This window comes from Mesorhizobium sp. CNPSo 4670 (assembly GCF_057784235.1).
Genome location: NZ_JBWJFQ010000001.1, coordinates 705,254 through 727,930, shown reverse-complemented (window position 1 = coordinate 727,930; position 22,677 = coordinate 705,254). Strand labels below are relative to the sequence as shown.

Genomic DNA, 22,677 nt, shown 5'->3' with positions numbered 1-22,677 from the left:
AGCCTGGCGCCGCGCCTTTGTCGGCGGCTCCCCGGGATTAGCGCGGGAATTCGAGCCCCATTTCGCGATAGCGCTCGGGGTCGTCCCCCCAGTTCTCGCGCACCTTGACGAACAGGAACAGGTGCACCTTCTGTTCGAGGATGCCAGCGATCTCCATGCGAGCCGCCTGCCCGATGGCGCGGATGGTTTCGCCCTTGTGGCCGAGGACGATCTTCTTCTGGCTGTCGCGCTCGACATAGATGGTCTGGTCGATGCGCACCGAGCCGTCCGGCTTCTCTTCCCATTTCTCGGTCTCGATATGCGAGGAATAGGGCAGTTCCTGATGCAGCCGCAGATAAAGCTTTTCGCGGGTGATCTCGGCCGCCAGCTGGCGCATCGGCAGGTCAGAGATCTGGTCTTCCGGATAATACCAGGGGCCGGCCGGCAAGGCTTCAGCCAGATAATCGAGCACGTCCTTGCAGCCGGAACCGGTCAGCGCCGAGACCATGAAGGTGCGCTTGAACGGCACTCTCTCATTCGCTGCCGCGGACAAAGCCAGCAGCGCCTCGTGCTTGACCCGGTCGACCTTGTTGAGGATCAGCACCATCGGCTGGCGGACATCCTTCAGCCGTTCGAGAATGGCATCGGCGTCGCCGCGGATGCCGCGCTCGGCGTCGATCAAAAGCAGCACGATATCGGCATCCTTGGCCCCGCCCCAGGCGGTGGTCACCATTGCCGTGTCGAGCCGCCGCTTGGGTTTGAAGATGCCGGGCGTGTCGACGAAGACGATCTGCGCATTGTCATGCGTGGCGATGCCGCGCACGATGGCCCGGGTCGTCTGCACCTTGTGGGTAACGATCGACACCTTGGCGCCGACCAGCTGGTTGACCAGTGTCGACTTGCCCGCATTGGGCGCGCCGATCAGCGCGACAAAGCCGGAGTGCGTGGCGGCGACCTCCGTTGCCGGAGAGGTGTCTTCGGTGGCGGTCATGACGCGCTCCCTTCATCAGAGCGGTTCATCGTTTCACGGAAACGCCGAACCGCTCTATCTCCTTGTTTTGACGCAATTCCCTGAGGGAAAGCGCTATACACTGTTCCCGGAATTGCTCCAGAGCGCCGCGCGTCCACTTGGACGCACAAAGGACGCTCTGAAACTTTGACTCTACGCATCGTGCTTTCCAAAAATCGGCTCCGATCTTTGGGTCGATGCGCTGGCCCAGACGCCTTCCCGCAACAGAAATGCCGAAGCCGCCGCTTCTTCCGCTGCCCTGCGGGAGCCGCCGGTGCCGGTGGAAGGCGCAAAGCCGCTGACTTGCAAGGACACCGTGAAGACCGGCTGATGGTCGGGCCCTTCGCGCTTTTCGATCACATATTCGGGGCGTGCATCGCTGGTCTTGGCAATCCATTCCTGCAAATCGGATTTCGGATTGAGCGGCTTTGCCACAACCGTGCGCGAACGCGGCTCCCAGTAGCGCAGGACGAAGCGCCGCGCGGCGTCGATGCCACCGTCAACATAAACCGCCGCGATCAGGGCTTCGACCGCATCCGCTAGATAGTTTCCGCCCGAGCCACGCGACCGCGTCTTTAAGGCAGCGTCGGCCCGAACCAGATCCTCCAGCTGCATTTCCATGCCGATCTCGGAGCATGTTTTCGCGTCCACCAGCGCATTGAAGCGTGGCGCGATTTCACCTTCCGGTGCGTCGGGAAACTTTTCGAAAAGCATATCGGCGACGACAAGCCCAAGCACGCGGTCGCCAAGGAATTCGAGACGCTGATTGTTGCTGGCCGCCTTGACCGCACTGGAGTGCGTCAATGCGGTCTCGAGCAAGCGGATATCCTTGAAGACATGGCCGGTTTTGGCCTTCACCAAACCGGCCAGTGTTTCGCCTGTCGGGCGCTTCAAAGCCATCAATTGACGAAGTGGAACAGGCGCGAAGCGCGCATCAGCGACGGCCATTTCCAGATTTCGAGCGGGCTCGCCTTGCCGGCGATCGAGAAGAAAACCAGATTGGCGCGGCCAACCAGATTTTCCGCCGGGACGAAGCCGACGGTGAAGCGGCTGTCCGAGGAATTGTCACGGTTGTCGCCCATCATGAAATAGTGGCCGGGCGGCACGTTCCATTCGCGGGTGTTGTCGCCGATCGAATTGGGCGAGATGTCCAGGGTGTCATAGCTGACGCCGTTGGGCAGCGTTTCCCGGTAGACGTCGATCGGCCGAGGCTCTTCGGTGATGTCGGGATTGTCGATCTGGCCGGTTTTCACGCGCGGCACGCCGACGTCGTTTATGAACAGCTGACCGTCCTTGACCTGGATCTTGTCGCCGGGCAGGCCAACCACGCGCTTGATGTAGTCGACGGACGGATCAGGTGGGAACTTGAACACCACCACGTCGCCGCGCTTCGGCTCGGAGCCCCAGATGCGGCCCGAAAAGATGTCGGGCCCGAAAGGCAGCGAGTAACGGGAATAGCCGTAGGACCATTTGGTGACGAACAGATAGTCGCCTTCCAGAAGCGTCGGGCGCATCGATCCCGACGGGATCGAAAAAGGCTGGAACAACAGCGTGCGGATGACCAGGGCGAGCAAAAGCGCCTGCACGATGACGCTGACGGTCTCGCCAAGGCCGCCGGATTTCTTCTCAGATTTATCAACCACGCTCATGTCGTCCTCGATTGTGCGTTGGATGGTATAGAGTCTCGGCGCGCGCTGGGCAACGTCGTGCCGGTCGTCAGATGCAATCAATGTGGCGCTTCTTCGACGGGCAACGCCTCGATGATCACAAAGGCTTGAGCGAGCGGGAAATCATCGGTGATGGTGAGGTGGATGGCCGCCCGATGGCCCTTAGGCAGGATTTTGTCCAGCCGCGCCTGCGCCCCTCCCGTCAGCGCCATGGTCGGCGCGCCGCTGGGCAGGTTGACGACACCCATGTCGCGCCAGAACACGCCCTGCGCCAGACCCGTGCCCAGCGCCTTGGCGCAGGCTTCCTTGGCGGCGAAGCGCTTGGCGTAGGATGCCGCACGCGCCCGGCGGTTCTCGGAGCGGGCCTGCTCGAGGTCGGTGTAGATTCTCTGGATGAAGCGCTGGCCGTGACGCTCCAGCGACTTTTCGATGCGTCTGATATCGATCAGGTCGCTGCCGATGCCGATGATCATCGTGCGGCGGAACCAATGCTTCCGCCGGGATGAGACGATTGCCCATGCCGGCTTGCGCGCTCGGCAAGGCGCTTGCGCCGTTGCTCACGGAAAGCGTTCATGCCCCAGCGCGTGACGCCATAGAACAAGAGGCCGAACACCAGCCCGAGCGGGATCGCGCCGATCAGCATCGGTTCGAGCACAGGCGTCCACAATTGCGCGAAGGAAAGCTTGTGCAGCATCTCGCCCAGATGGGCCGGTGGGCCATGCGCAGGCAGGCGGTCATGCAGGATCAGCTTGCCGGTTTCCCAGGAGGCGCCCCACAGCAGCGGAAAGGTCAGCGGGTTGCCGAAGAAAACCGCTGCAAGGGCCGCCGCCACCAGATTGCCGGCAATCACCCAGCACAGGATGGCGGCAATGGCGAAATGAAAGCCGACGGGAAAGAACGACGCGAAGACGCCGGCGGCGACACCGGCCGCCACGGCGTGCGGTGTGGCCTTCAGCCGCAGGATGCGCTTGGAGAAATACTGAAGCGAGCGCGAAAACGAGCGGCGCGGCCACAAATAGGTACGCACCCGCTCGAGAAGGCCATCAGGCTTGCGGCGTCGAAAAAGCACTCTATACCCGTTTCACAGCTCCCGCGCCGGCACTTTCAGCCGGGCGCAACAGCACTATCTTGCGCTTGACGATCCCCCGATGGCAATCGCCACGTTGATATAGCGACGCGCTGGCAGGAGAACAACCAACGCCGCCTGCGCGGCGTGCGCTTGTTGCCGCCTTTCGGGATGGCATTCCTCGCATCGAACATTGGACAATCGCGGCGAATTTAAGGAACCGGCATTGTCGCATGGCCGAAAGGCGCGGCGGCTACGGCAGATATTCGCTGACCTCGACCAGATTGCCGTCCGGGTCGCGGAAATAGACCGACATCATCGGACCACGAGCCCCGACGCGTTCGACCGGTCCGAGTTCCACCACCACGCCATTGGCCGCGAGACGGGTACTGACTTCGCCCAGCGGTCGGTCGGTGATCAGGCAGAAGTCGCCCGAGCCGGGCGTCGGCGCCTTCGCCTTCGGCTCGAAGGTGCGGCCGACCTCGTGCACATTGATCTTCTGGGTGCCGAAAGCCAGCGCTGTCGGCCGGCCGGGCGCATCGATGCGTTCAAAACCCAGCACGCGCTGATAAAAGGCGCAGGTCACGTCCAGCGAAGCGACCGTCAGCACGAAATGATCGATGCCTGCGATCATCTCGGCCTCGCCGTCAAATATTGCGGCTGCCCGGCTTGACCGCCGGTATGGCGGCCAGCTCCGGCGGCAGCCGGTCGGCCGGATAGGCGGGAACCTCATATTCGGCGAGCGCAATAAGCGGCACGCCGACATGGGTCTTGCCGGCCGAACGGTCGATGATGCAGGCGGCGGCAATCACCTCGGCGCCGAGTTCGCGCAGGCACTCGATGGTCTCGCGGATCGACAGGCCGGTGGTGACGATATCCTCGACGATGACGACGCGCGCGCCGCTGGCGATCTCGAAGCGGCGCAAGCGAAACTCGCCCCCTTCCCGCTCGACCCATATCGCCGGCACGCCGAGATGACGCGAGGTCTCGTAGGCCGGGATCAGCCCGCCGATCGCCGGACCGACGACGTAGTCGATCTTGCCCGGCACGCCAGCGCGGATCTTTTCGGCCAGCGCCTTGCACAACCGCTCGGTCTTGTCGGCATGCATGAACACGCGCGCCTTCTGCAGGAAGACCGGGCTTCTCAAGCCTGATGTCAAAATGAAATGCCCTTCGAGAACAGCACCCGCCTCGCGGAAAATCCCCAGCACTTCATCGGTGTTCATTTACGCCTATCCCCACATAGATCAGTCGTGTCAGCCGTTCACACGCCTTGCGTCGCTGACGCTCGAATTGTCCTTGAGCTGCGACAGCAGCCGGTTGAGGTGCTTCAGATCCCAGACTTCGAGATCGATCAGCATTTCCGTGAAATCGGGCGCGGTGCGCACCATCGACAGCGTGTGGATGTTGGCGTCGTTCGACGCAACGACCTGGGCGATGTCGGCGAGCGAACCCGGCGCGTTGATGGCGGTGACCGAGACGCGCGCCGGAAACCGTTCCTTGGTGCGCTCGTCAATGTCCCAGCGCACGTCGATCCAGCGTTCGGGCTGGTCGTCGAAGGCCTGCAGCGCCGGCGACTGGATCGGATAGATGGTGATGCCGGTGCCGGGCTGGACGATGCCGACGATGCGGTCGCCAGGCACCGCCCCTTCCGGCGCAAAGCGCACCGGCAGGTCGCCACGCACGCCGCGGATCGGCACGGCGCCATCGCGCGGCTGGTCCTTGTCCTTGCGCGCCGCGCGACCCGGAATCTGGAACAGCATGCCGGCGGCGTTGCGGATTTTCGACCACCCCTCCTCGCGCTGCTTGGGCGCGGCGGTGGTGACGCGCTCGTCCTTGTAGTCGGGGAATACCGCCTTCATGACGTCGGTGGAGGCGAGCTCGCCACGGCCGACAGAGGCCAGCACGTCCTCGATATCCTTGCGCGCCAGCCGGTGCAGCACCTGCTTCAGGCTCTCCTTGGTGAAGGTCTTGCCGGCGCGTTCGAAGGCGCGTTCCAGGATGCGAATGCCGAGACCCGAATACTGCTTGCGGATGGCATTCTTGGTGGCGCGGCGGATGGCCGAGCGCGCCTTGCCGGTGACGACAACCGATTCCCAGGCCGCCGGCGGCACCTGCGCCTTGGAGCGGATGATCTCGACCTCGTCGCCGTTCTTCAGTTCCGTCATCAGCGGCATGATGCGGCCGTTGACCTTGGCGCCGACGCAGGTGTCGCCGACATCGGTGTGCACCGCATAGGCGAAATCGATGGGCGTAGCACCTCGCGGCAGTGCAATCAGCATGCCTTTCGGCGTGAAGCAGAACACCTGGTCCTGGAACAGTTCCAGCTTGGTGTTTTCGAGAAAATCTTCCGGATTGTCACCCTCGGCAAGCTGTTCGATGGTGCGCCGCAGCCAGGCATAGGCGTTGGTCTCCTTCGAGATCGCATGGGCGGCGCCGTTGGTCTTGCCGCCAGTGTCCTTGTAGATCGAATGCGCTGCGACGCCGTATTCAGCGATCTTGTTCATCTCGCGGGTTCGGATCTGCAGCTCGACGCGCTGACGCGACGGCCCGACGATGGTGGTGTGGATCGACCGGTAGTCGTTCTGCTTCGGCGTCGAGATGTAATCCTTGAAGCGGCCTGGCACCATCGACCAGGCGGTGTGGATGGCTCCGAGCGCGCGATAGCAATCCTCGACCGTATCGACGACGACACGGAAGCCGAAGATGTCGGACAGCTGCTCGAAGGACAGCGCCTTGGCCTCCATCTTGCGGAACACCGACCACGGCTTCTTCTGACGGCTTTTTACGCTGGCCTTGATCGCATGCTTTTCGAACAGCGCGGACAGCGCCTTCTCGATTTCGGACAGCACATCCTTGTTTCGCTCGAAGATTTCGGCGAGCCGGGCAGTGACAGCGCGATAGGCTTCCGGATTGATATAGCGGAAGGCGATCTCCTCCAGCTCCTCGCGCATGCCCTGCATGCCCATCCGCCCGGCCAGCGGCGCATAGATGTCCATCGTCTCCTCGGCGATGCGCAGGCGCTTGGCCTCCGGCATATGGTCGAGGGTGCGCATGTTGTGCAGACGGTCGGCGAGCTTGACCAGAAGGACGCGGACATCCTCCGAAATCGCCAGCAGAAGCTTGCGCAGGTTTTCCGCCTGCTCGGCCTTCTTCGACACGAGGTCGAGCTTCTTGAGCTTGGTCAGCCCCTCGACCAGCTTGCCCATTTCGGGCCCGAACAGCTCATCGATCTCGGCCCGCGTCGCCGTGGTGTCCTCTATGGTGTCGTGCAGCAGGGCGACCGCGATCGTCGCCTCGTCCATGTGCATTTCGGTGAGAATGGCGGCGACTTCGAGCGGATGCGAGAAATAGGGATCGCCGGAAGCGCGCTTCTGGTGGCCATGCTTCTGCATGGCATAGACATAGGCCTTGTTGAGCAATGCCTCGTTGACGTCAGGCTTGTAGCGCTGGACGCGCTCGACAAGCTCATACTGACGCATCATGGGCGGGATCTCGCAGCGGTGAAATGAATCATGCGCCGCACTGCTGTACGGCGCATGCCATAGATAGCCACGAAACTGCCGATACGGAAGTGCGGAAGATTGTTCCAGCGACCTCCAGAACGGAGGCTCGCTTAGTAGTCGTCGCTCTTTTCCGGGGGCACCAGGCCCTCGATGCCGGCCAGGAGATCTTCCTCGGTCATCCGGTCGAAGGTGATGTTCTCCTCGGCGTCATCGGCGTCGGTGGCAGCGACGGCGGCGCCGGTCTGGTCGGCAATCGCCTCGCCTTCCGCCTCGGGCTCGTCGACCTCGACGTGCTTCTGCAGCGAGTGGATCAGGTCTTCCTTGAGGTCGTCGGGCGACAGTGTCTCGTCGGCGATTTCGCGCAGCGCCACGACCGGGTTCTTGTCGTTGTCACGCGGCACGGTGATGGGCGCGCCCTGGCTGATCTGGCGGGCACGGTGGCCGGCAAGGAGCACCAGCTCGAAGCGGTTGTCGACCTTGTCGATGCAATCTTCAACGGTTACGCGGGCCATGGATTGCCCCTTTCATGCGATGGATTTGATGGAAATCAGGCGCGGTCCTTAACCCGAACGCCGCTAAAATACAAGCATCATGGCAATGGCGGGGTCGCAGGGCCTCCAATCCCTTCATTTAAACACCCGATCGGCAAAATCAGGCTGTATCCATGGGTTCGGCGCCCGATCACAATTGCTTGCAGTGCGCCAACACGCCCTTGGATTGCCGTGAAACTGGCGTTATCTCGGATAGCGCGAAGGTCAGCCGGTTTATTATGAGCCTGACCGAAGTCGCTATCGCATTTCGTTAGACGGCCGATTATTTCGAAAAGGACTATTTTCCATGTTCGACCCTCGTGAAAAAATCGCCCTATTCATCGACGGCGCCAATCTCTACGCGACGTCGCGCGCCCTCGGCTTCGACATCGACTATCGCAAGCTCCTGTCGAGCTTCCAGAAGCGCGGCTATCTGCTGCGCGCTTACTACTACACCGCGCTGGTCGAGGATCAGGAATACTCCTCGATCCGTCCGCTGATCGACTGGCTCGATTACAACGGCTTCAAGGTGGTCACCAAGCCGGCCAAGGAATTCACCGACTCGACCGGCCGCCGCAAGATCAAGGGCAATATGGACATCGAACTCACTGTCGATGCGCTGGAACTCGCCGATGTCGTCGACCATTACGTCATCTTTTCCGGCGACGGCGATTTCCGCACGCTGGTCGAGGCGCTGCAGCGGCGCGGCCGTAAGGTGTCGATCGTCTCGACCATGGCCTCTCAGCCGCCAATGATCAGCGACGATCTGCGCCGCCAGGCCGACCATTTCATCGACCTGACCACGTTGAAGAACGAGGTCGGTCGCGATCCGTCCGAGCGTCCGATGCGCCGGCCCGAGCCGGCCGAAGTCGACGAGGACGACTACTGAGGCCGGTCGCGTTGACCGCCCTTTCCATCTCCGAACCAGGCCGCGACTGCCCGCTCTGTCCGCGGCTGCATGATTTCATCGCCGAATGGCGGCAACACGAGCCATCCTGGTTCAACGCGCCGGTGCCGACTTTTTTGCCACCCGATGGCGACGACGCCGTCCGGCTTCTGATCGTTGGGCTGGCGCCCGGCCTGCGCGGCGCCAACCGCACCGGACGCCCCTTCACCGGCGACTATGCGGGCGACCTGCTGTACTCGACGTTGATTTCGCACGGTTTTGCGCGCGGTGAGTTTAAGGCGCGGCCGGATGACGGCCTGGAGCTGGTCGGCACGGCGATCACGAATGCGGTGCGCTGCGTTCCGCCTGAGAACAAGCCTGTCGGCGCCGAGATTGCCACGTGCCGGACGTTCCTGGTGCCGACGATCGCCCGCTTTCCCAACCTGCGCGCCGTGCTGGCGCTGGGGTCGATCGCGCACCAATCGACGGTGCGCGCGCTGGGTGGGCGCGTCGCCGCCTATCCGTTCAAGCATGGCGGGCAGGCGCCGGCCGGGGGCATCACGTTGTTTTCGAGCTATCATTGCTCGCGCTACAACACCAACACCGGTGTGCTGACCGAGGCGATGTTCGTCAGCGTCTTCAGCGAGATCGCGGCCTTCCTGCAGGAATAGCGCCGCCCTTCAGAACCCCTCCAGCACGATCTTGCCCTTGGCCTTGCCGGTCTCGATCAGCGCGTGGGCGCGCTTCAGATTGACGGCATTGATGGCACCGAAGGTCTCGCCCAGTGTGGTGCGGATGGTCCCGGTGTCGACAAGCCGGGCCAGTTCGTTGAGGTGCTCGCCCTGCGCGGCCATGTCCTGCGTCTCGAACATCGAGCGGGTGAACATGAACTCCCAATGCACGGACACGCTCTTGCGCTTGAACGAATTGATGTCGAGCGATTTGGGATCGTCGATCAGTCCGAAACGGCCTTGCGGCGCGATCAGTTCAGCGATCTCGGCCAGATGCCGGTCGGTGTTGGTTGTCGAGAAAACAAAGGCTGGTGCGCCGAGGCCAAGGGCTGCGACTTCGGCGGCAAGCGGCCTGGAGTGATCGACGACATGATGGGCGCCGAGCCCAAGCGCCCAGTCCCGCGTCTCGGGCCGCGATGCAGTGGCGATCACCGTCAGATCGGTCAGTTGGCGCGCTAACTGCACCGCGATCGAACCGACGCCGCCGGCGCCGCCGATGATCAGGATGGCCTTTGCCGCGCCCGCGACAGGCTTCCTGACATCGAGACGGTCGAACAGAGCCTCCCAGGCGGTGATCGCGGTCAGCGGCAGCGCCGCTGCCTGCGCAAAGCCGAGCGATCCGGGCTTGCGGCCGACAAGGCGCTCATCGACAAGGTGGAATTCGGCATTGGTGCCTTGCGGTGCCAGGGCGCCGGAATAGAAGACATCGTCGCCCGCCTTGAACAGGCTGGCGTCCTGACCGGTCGCGACGACCCGGCCGGCAGCGTCCCAGCCGAGCACGCGCCACGCTCCGGCTTCTGGCCTGGCGCTTTGCCGCACTTTCGTGTCGACCGGATTGACCGAGATTGCCTTCACCTCGACCAGCAGCCCACGGCCTTTCGGCTCGGGCCTGGGCAAATCGATATCGACCAGGGAGGCCTCATCGGTGATGGGGGCTGGGATTTGATAGCCGACGGCGCGCATTTTGGTCTCCGCGATTGCTCTTGAGTGTTGTTCGGAGCAGAGATGCGGATTATGTGCCGGAAGCGCAAGAATGCACATATAAAGCACATAGTGTCGAAAAGGATACCGTCATGCCGCGCATTCGCCATGAGCGATTCGATTGCAGCCCCGGCTGCACCGTGGAGGGAACGCTCCGCTACATCGACGGAAAATGGAAAGGCGTCGTGCTCTACCATCTGTTCGAGGGCACACTGCGCTTCAACGAGATCCGCCGGCGCATTCCGAACTGCACGCAGCGCATGCTGACCAACCAGCTCCGCGAACTGGAAGCCGATGGGCTGATTGCGCGCAAGATCTATCCTGAAGTGCCGCCGAAAGTGGAGTACAGCCTGACGTCGCGCGGCAGAAGCCTGGAACCCGTGATCACCGCGCTCAAAGTCTGGGGCGATGCCAATGTCACGCTCGCGCCGGAGGCTTCCCAGGCTGCAGCTTGAGACGACGAGCGGGGTCCCGCAATAGCTTCAGGGGATCACTTGGCTTGGGAGATCACTTGGCTTGCGGAACGATCGATCCCGATGATGGCGCGGACAGTGCGTCCAACACGGCCGGACCACCCTGCAGCACGTTCAGGTCGACATCGCCGTTGATGCCGTCGACGCGTCCCTTGTTTTGGTACTGCCAGTAGATCCAGTCGCCGCGATCCGGCCGCAGCAGCAACGAGCGCAGCCAGAGCGGCCGGGCGGGGATGCGCCCGGCATAGGCCTGCTCAGCCTCGTCGGTCAGATAGACAATCGCCGGCTTGCCGAACGCGGCCTCGACTGGAGCGAGGAACGCGGCAAGTTCTGCGTTCAGTTGCTCGGGTGTTGGCCGCTGCGGGCAATTGCCGCCGAACTCGATATCGACGACCGGCGGCAGCAAGGGCTGGTCGTGCGGCACCACCGAGATGAAATTCTTCGCCTGGTCGGCACCAGGCCGGCAGAAGGTGAAGAAATGATAGGCGCCGACGGCAAGTCCGGCCGCGTGGGCCTCACGCAGATTGGTGGAGAAGGCATCGTCGACATGATCGCCACCTTCGGTCGCCTTGATGACGGCAAAGGCGACATCGTCGGCGGCAACGCGGCGCCAGTCGATCTGGCCCTGGTGATGGGACACATCAATGCCGCGTACCGGATATTTGCCCCGGTCCGGCGAGAATGCCCTGAAATAGAGATAGCCTCCCGCAGCGATGAGACAAACCAGGACCAGGCTGGCCAAACCCCAAAGGACGATCCGGTTCTTCAAACGAATGGCCCGCCTACCCCCGCTCTTTTAAGAGCCTGCCCTTCTCGCGCGACCAGTCGCGCTGCTTCTCGGTTTCGCGCTTGTCGTGCAGTTTCTTGCCGCGACCGACGGCGAGCAGCAGCTTGGCACGGCCCTGATCGTTGAAATAGATCTTCAGCGGCACCAGCGTCATGCCTTCGCGGTCGACGCTCTGTGCCAGCTTGGCCATCTCACGCTTGTTGAGCAGGAGTTTGCGCCGCCGGCGCGGCTCGTGGTTGAAGCGGTTGGCCTGCAGATATTCCGGCAGGTAGGAATTGATCAGCCAGATCTCGCCGCCTTCGACCGAGGCATAGCTGTCCTGGATATTGGCCTGGCCCTGGCGCAGCGACTTGACCTCGGTGCCGGTCAGCACCAAGCCGGTCTCGATCGTGTCGAGCACCTCATAGGAAAACCGCGCCTTGCGGTTTTCCGCAACGGTCTTGTTGTTGGGATCAGCTTTTCTGACTTGATTCATGATGTGGAGAGGTGGCGCCTCATCCCTAGTTTATCAAGCCGGCGTGCTTCATCGCCGCATCGATCCTGTCGGCGGTCGACTGTTCGACCGTCATCAGCGGCGAACGCAGCACATTCTCGACCTTGCCCAGCTTCGACAGCGCATATTTTGCGCCGGAAACACCGGGCTCGAGGAAGATCGCCTTGTGCAGCGGCAGCAGGCGGTCCTGCAAGTCCAGCGCCTTGGCGCTGTCGCCGGAAAGCGTTGCTTCCTGGAATTCGGCGCAGAGCCGCGGCGCGACATTCGACGTCACCGAAATGCAGCCGACGCCGCCATGCGCGTTGAAGCCGAGCGCCGAAGCGTCCTCGCCCGAAAGCTGGATGAAATCCTTGCCACACGTAGCGCGCTGCTCGGAAACCCGCTCGACCTTGCCGGTGGCATCCTTGACGCCGATGATGTTCTTGAAGTCGTGCACCAGCTGGCCCATCGTCTCCGGGCTCATGTCGATGACCGAGCGCGGCGGGATGTTGTAGATGATGATCGGCAGGCTGGTTGCCCTGGCGACAGCGGCGAAATGCGCGTAGAGGCCGCGCTGCGTCGGCTTGTTGTAATAGGGCGTGACGACCAATGCGGCGTCGGCGCCGGCCTTCTCGGCATATTGCACAAGCCCGACCGCTTCCTCGGTGTTGTTGGAGCCGGCGCCGGCGACGACCGGTGCGCGGCCCCTGGCCACCTCGATGCAGACCTTGACGACATGGCGGTGCTCGTCATGCGACAGCGTCGGCGACTCGCCAGTGGTGCCGACGGGGACCAGGCCCGTCGTGCCCTCGGCGATCTGCCAGTCGACGAACGCGCGAAAGGCTTTCTCGTCGAAACGCCCGCTCTTTTCGAACGGTGTCACGAGCGCAGTAAGCGAGCCTCTCAGCATGTCGTCCAACTCCTTGGCACTTCTCTGTTCATGCATGCCGTTGTCCTAAAACCGGTACCCACTTTTAGGCGACATGCATCGGTGTTTCGTCGTGCGCGCCTTCTAGCCGAAAGCGAAGCCGCGCACCATAGTCTCGACACTCTTGCGCGGCAAGCATTGCCATGGTGCCAGCAAGCGCAATTCGAGCGACCGCGCTAACTCTTTGTTTACGGGCTCTTCACGACCTAAGTTTAGGCTTCGAAGCCTCTGCGCCTGCTGGTAGAATGCCAGGACAAGGAAAGACGAAAAGACCATGCCGACCAGTCGGCCTCACCTCTTCGCGCTGCTTGGCGCCACGCTCGCGCTGATGCCGGGCATGGCGATCGGCGGCAGCGTCGATGTGCAGGTCACCTCGACCATCCCGATGCCGGGCCTGCAGGCCGAGGCGCCACAGGATGCCTCGCCAAGCGTCGCCCTGTTGAAAAGCGGGCTGGATGCACTGGCGGCTGGCGACATTCCCGGCGCCCGCGCCGTGCGTGATGCCCTTCCCGGCCACTCGCTCGACCAGCATATCCTTGCCTGGGCGATCGCGCTCTACGGCGGTGACAAGGTTCCGAGCGGCGATATTGCCGCCGCCGCGAAGATGCTGCCCAACTGGCCGGGCACCGTCGCCTTGCGCAAGAACAGCGAGCGCGCGCTCTATCGCGAAAACCCTGCCCCCGATACCGTCATTGCCGCGTTCGACGGCAGCCAGCCGCAGACATTCGAAGGCGTGATGGTTCTCGCCCGCGCCTATGTGGCGTCGGGCAATGCCAAGGCGGCGCGTTCGGTGCTGTCGCCGTTCTGGCGTACCGCGATCCTGGAGGCCAAGGACGAGGCGGCGCTGCTCAAGGAATTCGGCAGCCTGATTCCGGCCGCCGACCACCGTTTTCGCATGGAGCGCATGTTCTATGCCGATCGGGCGAATTCGGCGCAGCGCGTCGCCGGCCTCGCCGGTGCCCAGCAGCTTGCCGACGCCTGGGCGGCGGCTGACAGAGGCGACAAGAACGCGCCGAAACTGCTCAAGGGCGTGCCGGCGGCGCAGCGTTCGGCCGGCTACTTCTTCGCGCAGGCCGAATATCTGCGCAAAAAAGAGAATTTTGCCGACGCCGCGGCTGTCGTGATGCAGGCACCGACCGATCGCGAAGCTTTGGTCGATCCGGACGCCTGGTGGGTCGAGCGCCGGGTGTTGTCGCGCGAACTGGTCGACCAGGGCGACATGAAGACGGCCTACCGGATCGTCGCCACGCATGCCGCCGAAAGTGCCACCAATGCGGCCGAGGCCGAGTTCCATGCTGGTTGGTATGCGCTCCGTGGCCTGAACGATCCAAAGCTTGCTGCAACGCATTTTGAGCGCATCGCCGATCTCGCCCAGGGACCGATGACGCTGTCGCGCGCCTACTACTGGCTCGGCCGGGCGGCGGAAGTCGGCGGCCCGGGCAGCGCCAAGGACTATTTTGCACGCGCCGCTGCCTACGGCACGACATTTTACGGCCAGCTTGCCGCCGAACGCGTCGGCCGGCAGGCGCTCAACATCGCCTACCCGCAGCCCGATGCAGCCGACCGGCAGAATTTTACCGGCCACGAGGCCGTCAGCGCCATCAAGCGGCTGCAGGAGGCGGGCTACGACCGCTATGCCGATACACTCTATCGCGACCTTGCCGGGCAGTTGACCAGCCCGGGCGAACTGGCGCTGCTCGCGGTCTTGGCGGAAAAGCAAGGCAACCATTTCATGGCGCTGAAAGTCGGCAAGATCGCTGGCGCGCGCGGCATCGATGTCGGCGCGCTGTCGCATCCGCTCGGCGTCATTCCCGATTCGGCCAACATTTCCGGCTCGGGCAAGGCGCTGGCCTATGCGATCGCCCGCCAGGAGAGCGAATTCAACATCGGCGCCGTGTCGAGCGCAGGCGCCCGCGGACTGCTGCAGCTGATGCCCGGCACCGCCAAGCAATTGGCGAAGAAGGCCGGTTTGCAATTCTCGCAGACACGGCTGACCACCGACGCCGGTTACAACGCGACGCTTGGTTCAGCCTTCCTCGGCGAGCAGCTCGACCGCTTCAACGGCTCCTATGTTCTGACCTTCGCCGGCTACAATGCCGGTCCCAACCGGGCCAGCCAGTGGGTCGCGAAATACGGCGACCCGCGCGGCAAGGACATCGATGCCGTCGTCGACTGGATCGAACGGATTCCCTACACGGAAACAAGAAGTTACGTGCAGCGCGTGATGGAGAATTACGAGGTCTACAAGATGCGTATTTCCGGCAAATACGACATCGTAGGAGATCTGGTGAACGGGCGCGGCTGACGAAGCCACCCCCTCAAGAGGGAACTTCGCCGAACCTGTCGATCTGCCCCTTGGGATTGGCGGCGCTCTCCAACCCAGTCTCAATTTGACCCCACCTTCCCTCGCCTGTAGCAGTCGGAAGACGATCAGGCAGCCGGAAGGAATCGCGTCCAGATGTCGAGCGGTGAAGGTTTTTCCGACTTTTTCTACAGCGCACCGGATGGGCTAAAGCTTCACGCGCGCGTCTATGGTGACGCGAATGCCGGTCCTTGGCCGGTGGTCTGCCTGCCCGGCCTGACCCGCAATGCCCGGGATTTTCATGAGCTTGCGCTCTATCTTTCGGCTCGAGTTCAGGCTCCGCGCAAGGTCGTTGCCTTCGATTACCGCGGGCGCGGGCAGTCGGACTACGATGCCGACATCGGTCATTACAATGTCGGCGTCGAAGCCGGCGACATCCTTGCCGGGCTGGCGGCATTGGAAATAGAGGCGGCCGCCTTTATCGGAACATCACGCGGCGGGCTGATCATCCATGTGCTCGGCATGATGCAGCCGGCTATCCTGAAAGCCATCGTTTTCAACGACATCGGGCCGGTGATCGAGGCGGCCGGTCTCGCCCATATCAAGTCCTACCTTGAACGGACACCGAACCCCAGAACCTTCGCCGACGCTGTGGCTGCCCAACGCAGCGTTCACGCCCAGGACTTTTCGGCGCTCACCGACGTGGATTGGGAGCGGATGGTATGGGCGCTCAACCGCGAAACGGATCAGGGCCTGTTGCCGGATTTCGACCCGAAGCTGGTCGACACCGTTGCGGGTCTCGATCTGACGCAGCCCTTGCCTGCCCTATGGCCGCAATTCGACGCGTTGGCCGCGATCCCATTGCTCACCATACGCGGCGCCAACTCGAGACTGCTGTCCTCAGACACGCTACGGCAGATGCAAGAGCATCATTCCATGATGGAGACGATCATTGTTGAGGGCCAGGGCCACGCCCCTTTCCTCGAAACCGGCGACTTGCCGGACGCCATCGCCGCTTTCCTTGATCGCGCCGAGCGACAGCGCATCTAAAGTAAACCCCAAGACCAAACAGGGTCCTGGGGTTGACACAACAATATAAGCTAGCTGGCCTGCCTATTTGGCTTTTGAATTTTTCCGAGGCGCTTTCGGCGAGGCCGCGGCTGATTCGTCCCGCTGTTTCCGAGCCGTGGGCGGGGATGAAGGCGTGGTCACAGGCGACGAAAACATGGAGCCTTCCCCACTGCTTGCCGGTTGTTCGCCGCGAGGTGTTTCCAGGACAACCACACAGCCATCGAGGTCATTGGTGGCCAGGTGCGCATAACGCATGGTCATCGACAGCGTCTGGTGACCGAGCCACATCTGCACACGGCGGATGTCGATGCCGCCCTGGACGAGACGCGAGGCGCAGGTGTGTCGCAAGATATGCGGCACCACCTGGTCATCGGCGCCAAGGCCGACTTCGGCTTTGGCATCGTTCCAGATGGCACGGAACTGTGCCTGGCTGAGCTTGGTGAACGGGCCTTTTGGTCGTCGGCCTTCGGTAGCCGGCAGCTTGATGACCTCCTTGACCCGCTCGGTCATCGGAATGGTGCGGCTGCGACCGGATTTGGTGATCCAGAAACTGACGCGATGTTCCTGGATGTCGTTCCAGATCAGCCCAAGCGCCTCACCGAGACGGCACCCGGTATCCACCAAAAAAACTGAAAGCCTGTAGGCATCCTCGCTGCGGCTCCTAATGGCCGCGAATAGCCGTGCCTCTTCGTCCCTCTCGAGGAAACGAATCCGTCCCGCCCGCTCCTTCTGGCGGCGGAACTCGGGCAGGCTGTGGATATCTCCCATCTTATATGCCTTGCGCAGCAGTTTGCTAAGGGCAGCCATCTTTCGGTTGATGGTTGCATTGCTGTTGCCGCGCTGGCGCAAGGTACCAATGAGGTTGTCCAGGGTACTCTGGTCAAAGGCGCTGAATCGCTCTCCAAGGAGAAGCTCATCTATCTCGCCGATGAAAGAGCTGACATTGTACTTATGCCGCCCATCATCCCATAATATGTCCCGGTATGCTAAAAAGAGCTCTCCAACCCTATGCGACTTTACTTCTCTGATCTTGTTGTAACTGTATCGTATATTCGCATTTTGAGAAGAAAACATCGAAAAATGATCAGAAGGCTCACCCTCTTGAATCGCTTCGGTCGTCATCATTTGCCACACCCCCGAGTGGGATAGATCAGCCCTACCCGCTTGGAGGCGTCCTTTCAAGAGATTTGAATCACGCAGTTGTGATTTCATCCGCCCATCAGCGGATCCCACGAAATCACCCACGGACCCTATTCAGCTACCGTTACCCCCTGTTCCTTCTGTCTGCCTTGACCCAGTCACGAAACAAAAACAGCCCGGGCGTTTGTGCGCCCGGGCTGGATTTCACCTGTGTAGAACCAGCCCTTAGAACGAGCGCTGGAAGCGGAGGATACCGCCGACGCTGCTCTTCTTGTCGGCATGGGTCCAGTTGGAGAAGTCGGCGTCGTCGAACTTGCCTGCATTGAGGTAGTCGACTTCGGCCGTGACCGTGAAGCCGGGAACGATGTCGTAGGCGACGTTCGCGGCGACGCCGAGATTCTTCCAATCGTCATACGAGATCTGAGCGTTGAACGAGGTCTTCTCGTTGAAGTGGTAGCTGCCGCCACCCCAGACTGCCCAGTTGCCGCCCCACTGCTTGTACAGGCCGCGACCGCCAGCCGGGAAAGCCAAGGTATCGTCGGAGAGGTTGTCGTCGGTGCCGTAACCGGCCATGATCCACAGGGTCAGAGCGTCAGACGCTTTGACATCCAAGCGGACCTTGCCGGACACTTCTTCGTAGTTGCTGTCATAAGCGATGACGCCAGTGATGGCACCCCAGCCCTGCGTCCACTTCACGCCGCCGACAACATGCGGAACATAGCTGTCGATCGTGTAGCCACCATAGCCTTCTTCGAGCGAGACGACGGCGGAGAAGCCGTTGCCAGCATCGAAGTAGTACTGGATGACGTTGGTGTCGAAGCCGCCGTAGGGAACCAGCGTATCCTGGATGACTTCGCCGGCGTAGCCGATGAACGTATCGAAGGCCGATTCGTCCTTACCGACGCGGAGACCACCGAGCTGGATCCAGGCGAAGTTCAGCGAAGCACCCGAGTTGCCGGCTTCGTTGATGTAGGGGCTCGTGTCGGCGTTGGCATTGTTGAAGTTGAAGCGGGTCTCGGTGTAGGTCTTCAAGGTGCCCATTTCGGTTTCCTGGCCGGTCCAGGTCTTGAACGTGAAGCGGGCCCGCTTGCGCCAGGTGTCGTTGCTCTCACCGACGTCCTGATGATCTGCGCTTCTCGCGCCATCGAACGAGCCGACGTCGCCGCCGCTGATGTCGTAACGGACATAGCCGCCGATGCGCAGGCAGGTTTCCGTGCCGGGGATGTAGAAGTAGCCAGCGCCGTAGACGTCGCAGATCTTGACGTATTCAGCGGGCTCCGGCTCGGCGACGACGACGGCGTCGGCGGCGCGCGCACCGGAAACTGCGAGCAGAGCCGCAGCGGAGCCGAGGAGAAGGCTCTTAATGTTCATTTTCTGACCTCCAGTCAAAAGTTAAAAAACGGGTCTGGGTATTCTTTGCTGAAGGACAGCGTTCCCTGCCCCATCCCCACTACCGAAAAAGATGCGCACCGCGCCGCTCCTTCGAATTCGACATTACCCATGAGACGGCGGCGTTCAACCACGATCGTACCGGCGAAAGGGCTGTTCGGCTGCTATCCCCTGGCGTTGTTGCACAAATGACACGATTTGGCCTCACTCAGAAAGCTCTCGTTAACCATTGGGGCCGCGGCAACCGCTTGTTTCCAGCCGAATCCGGCAATCGGCCGACGGAATCATGGCAAGGCGCCGAGTCGCCAGCCAGGAAACTGCCGCAGAACCGCCGCATCGAAGGAAAGCCGCAGCTCGGCGCGTTCTTATTTTTCCATATAATGACGCGGGCTTGTTGATTGTGCCGGCGCTTTTCTTTATCCAGCGGCGCAACGGAGAGGTGGCCGAGTGGTCGAAGGCGCTCCCCTGCTAAGGGAGTAGAGGTCAAAAGCTTCTCGTGGGTTCGAATCCCATCCTCTCCGCCATCTCTGCCTGCCTCGAAGGCGGCCCATCAAAAATCATCCCATTAAATCAGATAGATAGGCAGGCAATCCGTTGCCGTCGGAACGCAACTCCGTGTCAAATATGCACTGAAGGCAACGCTGTTTTGTTCGATTCTGACTGGAGGTCAGAAAATGAACATTAAGAGCCTTCTCCTCGGCTCCGCTGCGGCTCTGCTCGCAGTTTCCGGTGCGCGCGCCGCCGACGCCGTCGTCGTCGCCGAGCCGGAGCCCGCTGAATACGTCAAGATCTGCGACGTCTACGGCGCTGGCTACTTCTACATCCCCGGCACCGAAACCTGCCTGCGTATCGGCGGCTATGTCCGTTACGACATCGGCGGCGGCGACGTCGGCTCGTTCGATGGCGCGCGTGCCGAAAACCAGCTTGGCGATCCCAAGCTGCAGGACACGTGGGCAAAGAACACCCGCTTCACGCTGAAGACCTGGACCGGCCAGGAAACCGAGCTGGGCACGTTGAAGACCTACACCGAAACCCGCATCCAATTCGGCAACTCCAACGGCTATGGCGACGCATACGGCAATGATGCCCACAACAAGGGCATCACGCTGAACTTCGCCTGGATCCAGCTCGGTGGTCTCCGCGTCGGCAAGGACGAATCGGCCTTCGATACGTTCATCGGCTACGCCGGCGAAGTCATCCAGGATACGATCGTCCCCTATGGCGGCTTCGACACCAACGTCGTCCAGTACTATTTCGACGGGGGCAACGGCTTCTCGGCCGTCGTCTCACTCGAAGAAGGCTCCAGTAATGCTGGCGCTGCCACCTTCGACGGGGCCGGCAACTATCTCTTCAACGCGACTTCCGGCAACGACACCATCGACAGCTACGTTCCGGACGTCGTCGGCGGCGTGAAGTACACGCAGGGCTGGGGTGCCATCACCGGCGTGGCATCCTACGACAGCACCTGGGAAGAGTGGACCGGCAAGGTTCGCCTGGACGTGAAAGCGTCTGACGCCCTGACGCTGTGGATCATGGGCGGTTATGGTTCGGACGATCACATCGACCGCAACTTCTACAAGCAGTGGGGCGGCAACTGGGCAGTGTGGGGCGGCGGCACCTACAAGTTCAACGAGAAGACCTCGTTCAACGCTCAGGTGTCGGCTGATGACGACAAGAACGTCGGCGTCGCGGCCAACGTTGCCTACGACATCGTCCCCGGCTTCACGGTCACGGGCGAAGTCGACTACAACCACGATGGCAAGTTTGGCGATGCCGACAATCGCAACTGGGTCAACGCCGACAAGAAGAACAGCGTCGGCGGTATCCTCCGCTTCCAGCGCTCGTTCTAACAGGTTTCGGCTTGTCGAAATCGAAAACCCGGCGGGCAACCGCCGGGTTTTTTCAGGACTTTGCGCGACCATTGCATGCGGTGCTGCAGTTCGCGGTCCTAACTTTGGTTCGGCCTCGAGAGCGCAGGTCGCAGACGCATCGCGCGCTTCGGTACCCACAAAGCTCGTTCGCAAGTTTCGGAATTGAGACTATTTGTCCGCCAGGTCGCCCAACGCATCAATCAGCGGCTGAATTTCATTTTCATAATTCTTCCAGCGTTTGACGGACGACCTGTAAATCGGTTGACGGACCTGCCAGCGGCTTGGCGTGTTGACCGAACCATCCCTGTCGAAAAAGCGCAGGCAGGCGTCGTCCCAAGGCAACCCAAGATAATCTATAAGCCGACGAGACTGTGCTTCCTGATCCTCGACCAACGTTTCGTACTGATTCTCGAAGATCAGGCCCGGGAAAACCTCATTCCAATGCCGCATGAGACGGTCATATTCGCGATAGTACAGGCCGAGTGCCTTCAGGTCGGCGTTGTAACTGTGCCCCTCGCCGAATCTCTGGACAAAACAAGAGACGCAATTGTCGATGGCGTCGCGACGGCAATGAATGATGCGCGCGTTGGGAAAGAGAACGGCGATAAGACCGATCAGTTCGAAATTATGAGGCATCTTATCCACGATCCGAAGCGCCGAAGGTGCCCGCTCCCTCAGATAGGTCAGATGCTCTTCCGCCAACGTTCTGGATAGGTCTTTTGTGATCGACGCGATCACCTGGTCTAAACGTCCGGCCGATGACTTTTTGAGGTCGATCGCATTCGCGACTCGTCTGAGTTTGCTCAGTTCCCCTGCGCCATGGACATCGGGATGACTGGCGCAAATCTGTTCCGTAAGCGTCGTTCCCGAGCGAGGCATGCCGACCACGAAAACAGGAACGTCCGAAGGACTTCCGTAACCGGACCTGGCAGCCAGCATCTCAGGCGTGAAGGTCTCGATCAGAGAGTCCGTCCAGCGACGGTATTGGTCGATGTCGAAGGTGCGGCCTGAAGCCTGCTTGGCCTTCTTGAAATGGTCGAATGCATCCTTATAGCGCTTGAGGTCGTTCAGCACCTTGCCGGCGGCCAGATGGAGCTTCTCTAAACCGTCCGGATCAAGCTTGGCATTGCCGAGTTCACGAATGATGGATTGGAGTTCCTTTGGCTCTTCGGCGAACTTTCGCGTCTGCACAAGGTCGTTGTAGGCAGTCGGCACTGCGATGCGGCGTTCGATTGTTTCCTTAAGATAGACGGCGGCCTCGTCCATGCGCCCCAGGCTGCTGAGCGCGCGAGCCAGTCCCGTCCGCACCTTGGGATGATCGCGGTTGGTCTTCAGCGCCTTTTCATAGAGCGGCAGAGCCATCTCGGGCTTATCAAACTGGATATAGGCATCCCCCAATGCGCAAAGTGCTTCGACGAGGTTCGGCTGCAACTCCAAGGCATACTGCATATGTTCGATTGCTGGTGAAAACTCACTGACCTTCACATAGCCCGAGGCCAGGCCAAGGTGGTAGTAGGGGTTCTTTGGCTCCTCGTTGACCGCGCGTGCGAAATACCGCAAGGCCGCCTCATCGTCGTAGCCGATGCACACGGTCCCCAAGATATACAGGGCGAGTGGATGGTTGGGCGTGCGCGCCAGCACCCGAAGGCACAGGTCCTGAGCTTCGTTAAGCCGCTTGGCCTGCTGAAACTGGTACGCCTGCTCCAGCAACGCGTCGTCTGCCTGTGTACGCGAAAGCGGATTTCCTTGCGGCAGATTTTGCTGCGGGAACTTGGGTTTCGGCCCGGTTTGGACCTTCAGGTGCTTGGACCAGGCTGGCGGCAGACGATTGTTCATTGCGCCTCGCTAGCAAAAAGGGACGAAGGAATCCAGCATTACGGTTGCAGGCC

The 22,677-nt window shown here is 61.6% G+C and carries 22 protein-coding genes and 1 tRNA gene; 7 read left to right on the top strand and 16 right to left on the bottom strand.

The features are described from left to right. Positions 1–37: 37 nt before the first annotated feature. From era to rpoZ, 9 genes are all read right to left on the bottom strand, one after another. Positions 38–970, bottom strand: a complete 933-nt coding sequence (gene era / locus AC0ZT5_RS03290; protein WP_477287388.1) for a GTPase Era — start codon at positions 968–970, stop codon at positions 38–40. 171 nt (positions 971–1,141) lie between these two features. Further along, positions 1,142–1,888 carry a ribonuclease III gene (gene rnc, locus AC0ZT5_RS03285; protein ID WP_488495280.1) on the bottom strand — a complete coding sequence of 249 codons (747 nt, stop codon included), beginning with the start codon at positions 1,886–1,888 and terminating at the stop codon, positions 1,142–1,144. Beyond that, a complete protein-coding gene (gene lepB / locus AC0ZT5_RS03280) occupies positions 1,888–2,637 on the bottom strand; it encodes a signal peptidase I (RefSeq protein ID WP_477287391.1) in 750 nt (249 codons plus the stop codon). The genes rnc and lepB overlap by 1 nt, the downstream gene beginning before the upstream one ends. Positions 2,638–2,714: 77 nt before the next feature. Then, entirely contained in the window at positions 2,715–3,128 is a 414-nt protein-coding gene (gene acpS / locus AC0ZT5_RS03275) for a holo-ACP synthase (RefSeq protein ID WP_095086581.1), read from the bottom strand. Further along, entirely contained in the window at positions 3,125–3,724 is a 600-nt protein-coding gene (locus AC0ZT5_RS03270) for a DUF2062 domain-containing protein (protein ID WP_488495237.1), read from the bottom strand. Before AC0ZT5_RS03270 ends, acpS begins: the two co-directional genes overlap by 4 nt. Before the next feature lie 250 nt (positions 3,725–3,974). Further along, complete coding sequence (locus tag AC0ZT5_RS03265) at positions 3,975–4,355, bottom strand: VOC family protein (protein WP_488495236.1); 381 nt, start codon at positions 4,353–4,355, stop codon at positions 3,975–3,977. 13 nt (positions 4,356–4,368) lie between these two features. Further along, positions 4,369–4,947 (bottom strand): orotate phosphoribosyltransferase, encoded by a 579-nt coding sequence (pyrE, locus tag AC0ZT5_RS03260; RefSeq protein WP_477399799.1) that lies wholly within the window; start codon positions 4,945–4,947, stop codon positions 4,369–4,371. 30 nt (positions 4,948–4,977) lie between these two features. After that, positions 4,978–7,206, bottom strand: a complete 2,229-nt coding sequence (locus AC0ZT5_RS03255; RefSeq protein ID WP_095086593.1) for a RelA/SpoT family protein — start codon at positions 7,204–7,206, stop codon at positions 4,978–4,980. 131 nt (positions 7,207–7,337) lie between these two features. Continuing rightward, the gene (gene rpoZ, locus AC0ZT5_RS03250) at positions 7,338–7,739 is read right to left on the bottom strand and encodes a DNA-directed RNA polymerase subunit omega (RefSeq protein WP_477287398.1); all 402 of its coding nucleotides are present in this window, start codon (positions 7,737–7,739) and stop codon (positions 7,338–7,340) included. Between the two features lie 325 nt (positions 7,740–8,064). Between rpoZ and AC0ZT5_RS03245 the strand changes: the two genes are divergently transcribed. Then, a complete protein-coding gene (locus tag AC0ZT5_RS03245; RefSeq protein WP_095086599.1) occupies positions 8,065–8,646 on the top strand; it encodes a LabA-like NYN domain-containing protein in 582 nt (193 codons plus the stop codon). A gap of 11 nt (positions 8,647–8,657) precedes the next feature. Then, on the top strand, positions 8,658–9,314 hold the full coding sequence (locus AC0ZT5_RS03240; protein ID WP_488495235.1) for a uracil-DNA glycosylase: 657 nt from the start codon (positions 8,658–8,660) through the stop codon (positions 9,312–9,314). A 9-nt stretch (positions 9,315–9,323) separates the two neighbouring features. On the opposite strand, the gene AC0ZT5_RS03235 is transcribed toward AC0ZT5_RS03240, so the two are convergent. Further along, positions 9,324–10,337: a zinc-binding alcohol dehydrogenase family protein gene (locus tag AC0ZT5_RS03235; protein WP_488495234.1), complete on the bottom strand. Its 1,014-nt coding sequence runs from the start codon at positions 10,335–10,337 to the stop codon at positions 9,324–9,326. A 110-nt stretch (positions 10,338–10,447) separates the two neighbouring features. On the opposite strand from AC0ZT5_RS03235, the gene AC0ZT5_RS03230 reads away from it, so the two are divergent. Next, entirely contained in the window at positions 10,448–10,810 is a 363-nt protein-coding gene (locus AC0ZT5_RS03230; RefSeq protein WP_488495233.1) for a winged helix-turn-helix transcriptional regulator, read from the top strand. 52 nt (positions 10,811–10,862) lie between these two features. On the opposite strand, the gene AC0ZT5_RS03225 is transcribed toward AC0ZT5_RS03230, so the two are convergent. Genes AC0ZT5_RS03225 through dapA form a run of 3 tightly spaced genes read right to left on the bottom strand, consistent with a single transcriptional unit; the run spans position 10,863 to position 12,997 of the window. Continuing rightward, the gene (locus tag AC0ZT5_RS03225; RefSeq protein ID WP_488495232.1) at positions 10,863–11,597 is read right to left on the bottom strand and encodes a glycoside hydrolase family 25 protein; all 735 of its coding nucleotides are present in this window, start codon (positions 11,595–11,597) and stop codon (positions 10,863–10,865) included. Between the two features lie 13 nt (positions 11,598–11,610). Further along, positions 11,611–12,090, bottom strand: coding sequence for an SsrA-binding protein SmpB (gene smpB / locus AC0ZT5_RS03220; protein ID WP_013896388.1), 480 nt, complete (start codon positions 12,088–12,090; stop codon positions 11,611–11,613). A 25-nt stretch (positions 12,091–12,115) separates the two neighbouring features. Continuing rightward, the gene (gene dapA, locus AC0ZT5_RS03215) at positions 12,116–12,997 is read right to left on the bottom strand and encodes a 4-hydroxy-tetrahydrodipicolinate synthase (protein ID WP_095086797.1); all 882 of its coding nucleotides are present in this window, start codon (positions 12,995–12,997) and stop codon (positions 12,116–12,118) included. A gap of 292 nt (positions 12,998–13,289) precedes the next feature. Between dapA and AC0ZT5_RS03210 the strand changes: the two genes are divergently transcribed. Both AC0ZT5_RS03210 and AC0ZT5_RS03205 read left to right on the top strand, forming a co-directional pair. After that, a complete protein-coding gene (locus AC0ZT5_RS03210; protein WP_488495231.1) occupies positions 13,290–15,320 on the top strand; it encodes a lytic transglycosylase domain-containing protein in 2,031 nt (676 codons plus the stop codon). Positions 15,321–15,473: 153 nt separating this feature from the next. Then, a complete protein-coding gene (locus AC0ZT5_RS03205; RefSeq protein ID WP_488495230.1) occupies positions 15,474–16,367 on the top strand; it encodes an alpha/beta fold hydrolase in 894 nt (297 codons plus the stop codon). Between the two features lie 63 nt (positions 16,368–16,430). Here AC0ZT5_RS03205 and AC0ZT5_RS03200 read toward each other — a convergent pair whose 3' ends face one another. Both AC0ZT5_RS03200 and AC0ZT5_RS03195 read right to left on the bottom strand, forming a co-directional pair. Then, positions 16,431–17,513, bottom strand: a complete 1,083-nt coding sequence (locus AC0ZT5_RS03200) for a tyrosine-type recombinase/integrase (protein ID WP_488495229.1) — start codon at positions 17,511–17,513, stop codon at positions 16,431–16,433. A gap of 240 nt (positions 17,514–17,753) precedes the next feature. After that, positions 17,754–18,899, bottom strand: coding sequence for a porin (locus AC0ZT5_RS03195; protein WP_488495228.1), 1,146 nt, complete (start codon positions 18,897–18,899; stop codon positions 17,754–17,756). Positions 18,900–19,350: 451 nt separating this feature from the next. Here AC0ZT5_RS03195 and AC0ZT5_RS03190 point away from each other — a divergent pair. Beyond that, positions 19,351–19,441, top strand: a tRNA-Ser gene (locus AC0ZT5_RS03190). A gap of 150 nt (positions 19,442–19,591) precedes the next feature. Continuing rightward, positions 19,592–20,767 (top strand): porin, encoded by a 1,176-nt coding sequence (locus AC0ZT5_RS03185; protein ID WP_488495227.1) that lies wholly within the window; start codon positions 19,592–19,594, stop codon positions 20,765–20,767. 189 nt (positions 20,768–20,956) lie between these two features. On the opposite strand, the gene AC0ZT5_RS03180 is transcribed toward AC0ZT5_RS03185, so the two are convergent. Next, positions 20,957–22,624: a tetratricopeptide repeat-containing sulfotransferase family protein gene (locus AC0ZT5_RS03180; RefSeq protein WP_488495226.1), complete on the bottom strand. Its 1,668-nt coding sequence runs from the start codon at positions 22,622–22,624 to the stop codon at positions 20,957–20,959. Positions 22,625–22,677 lie beyond the last annotated feature (53 nt).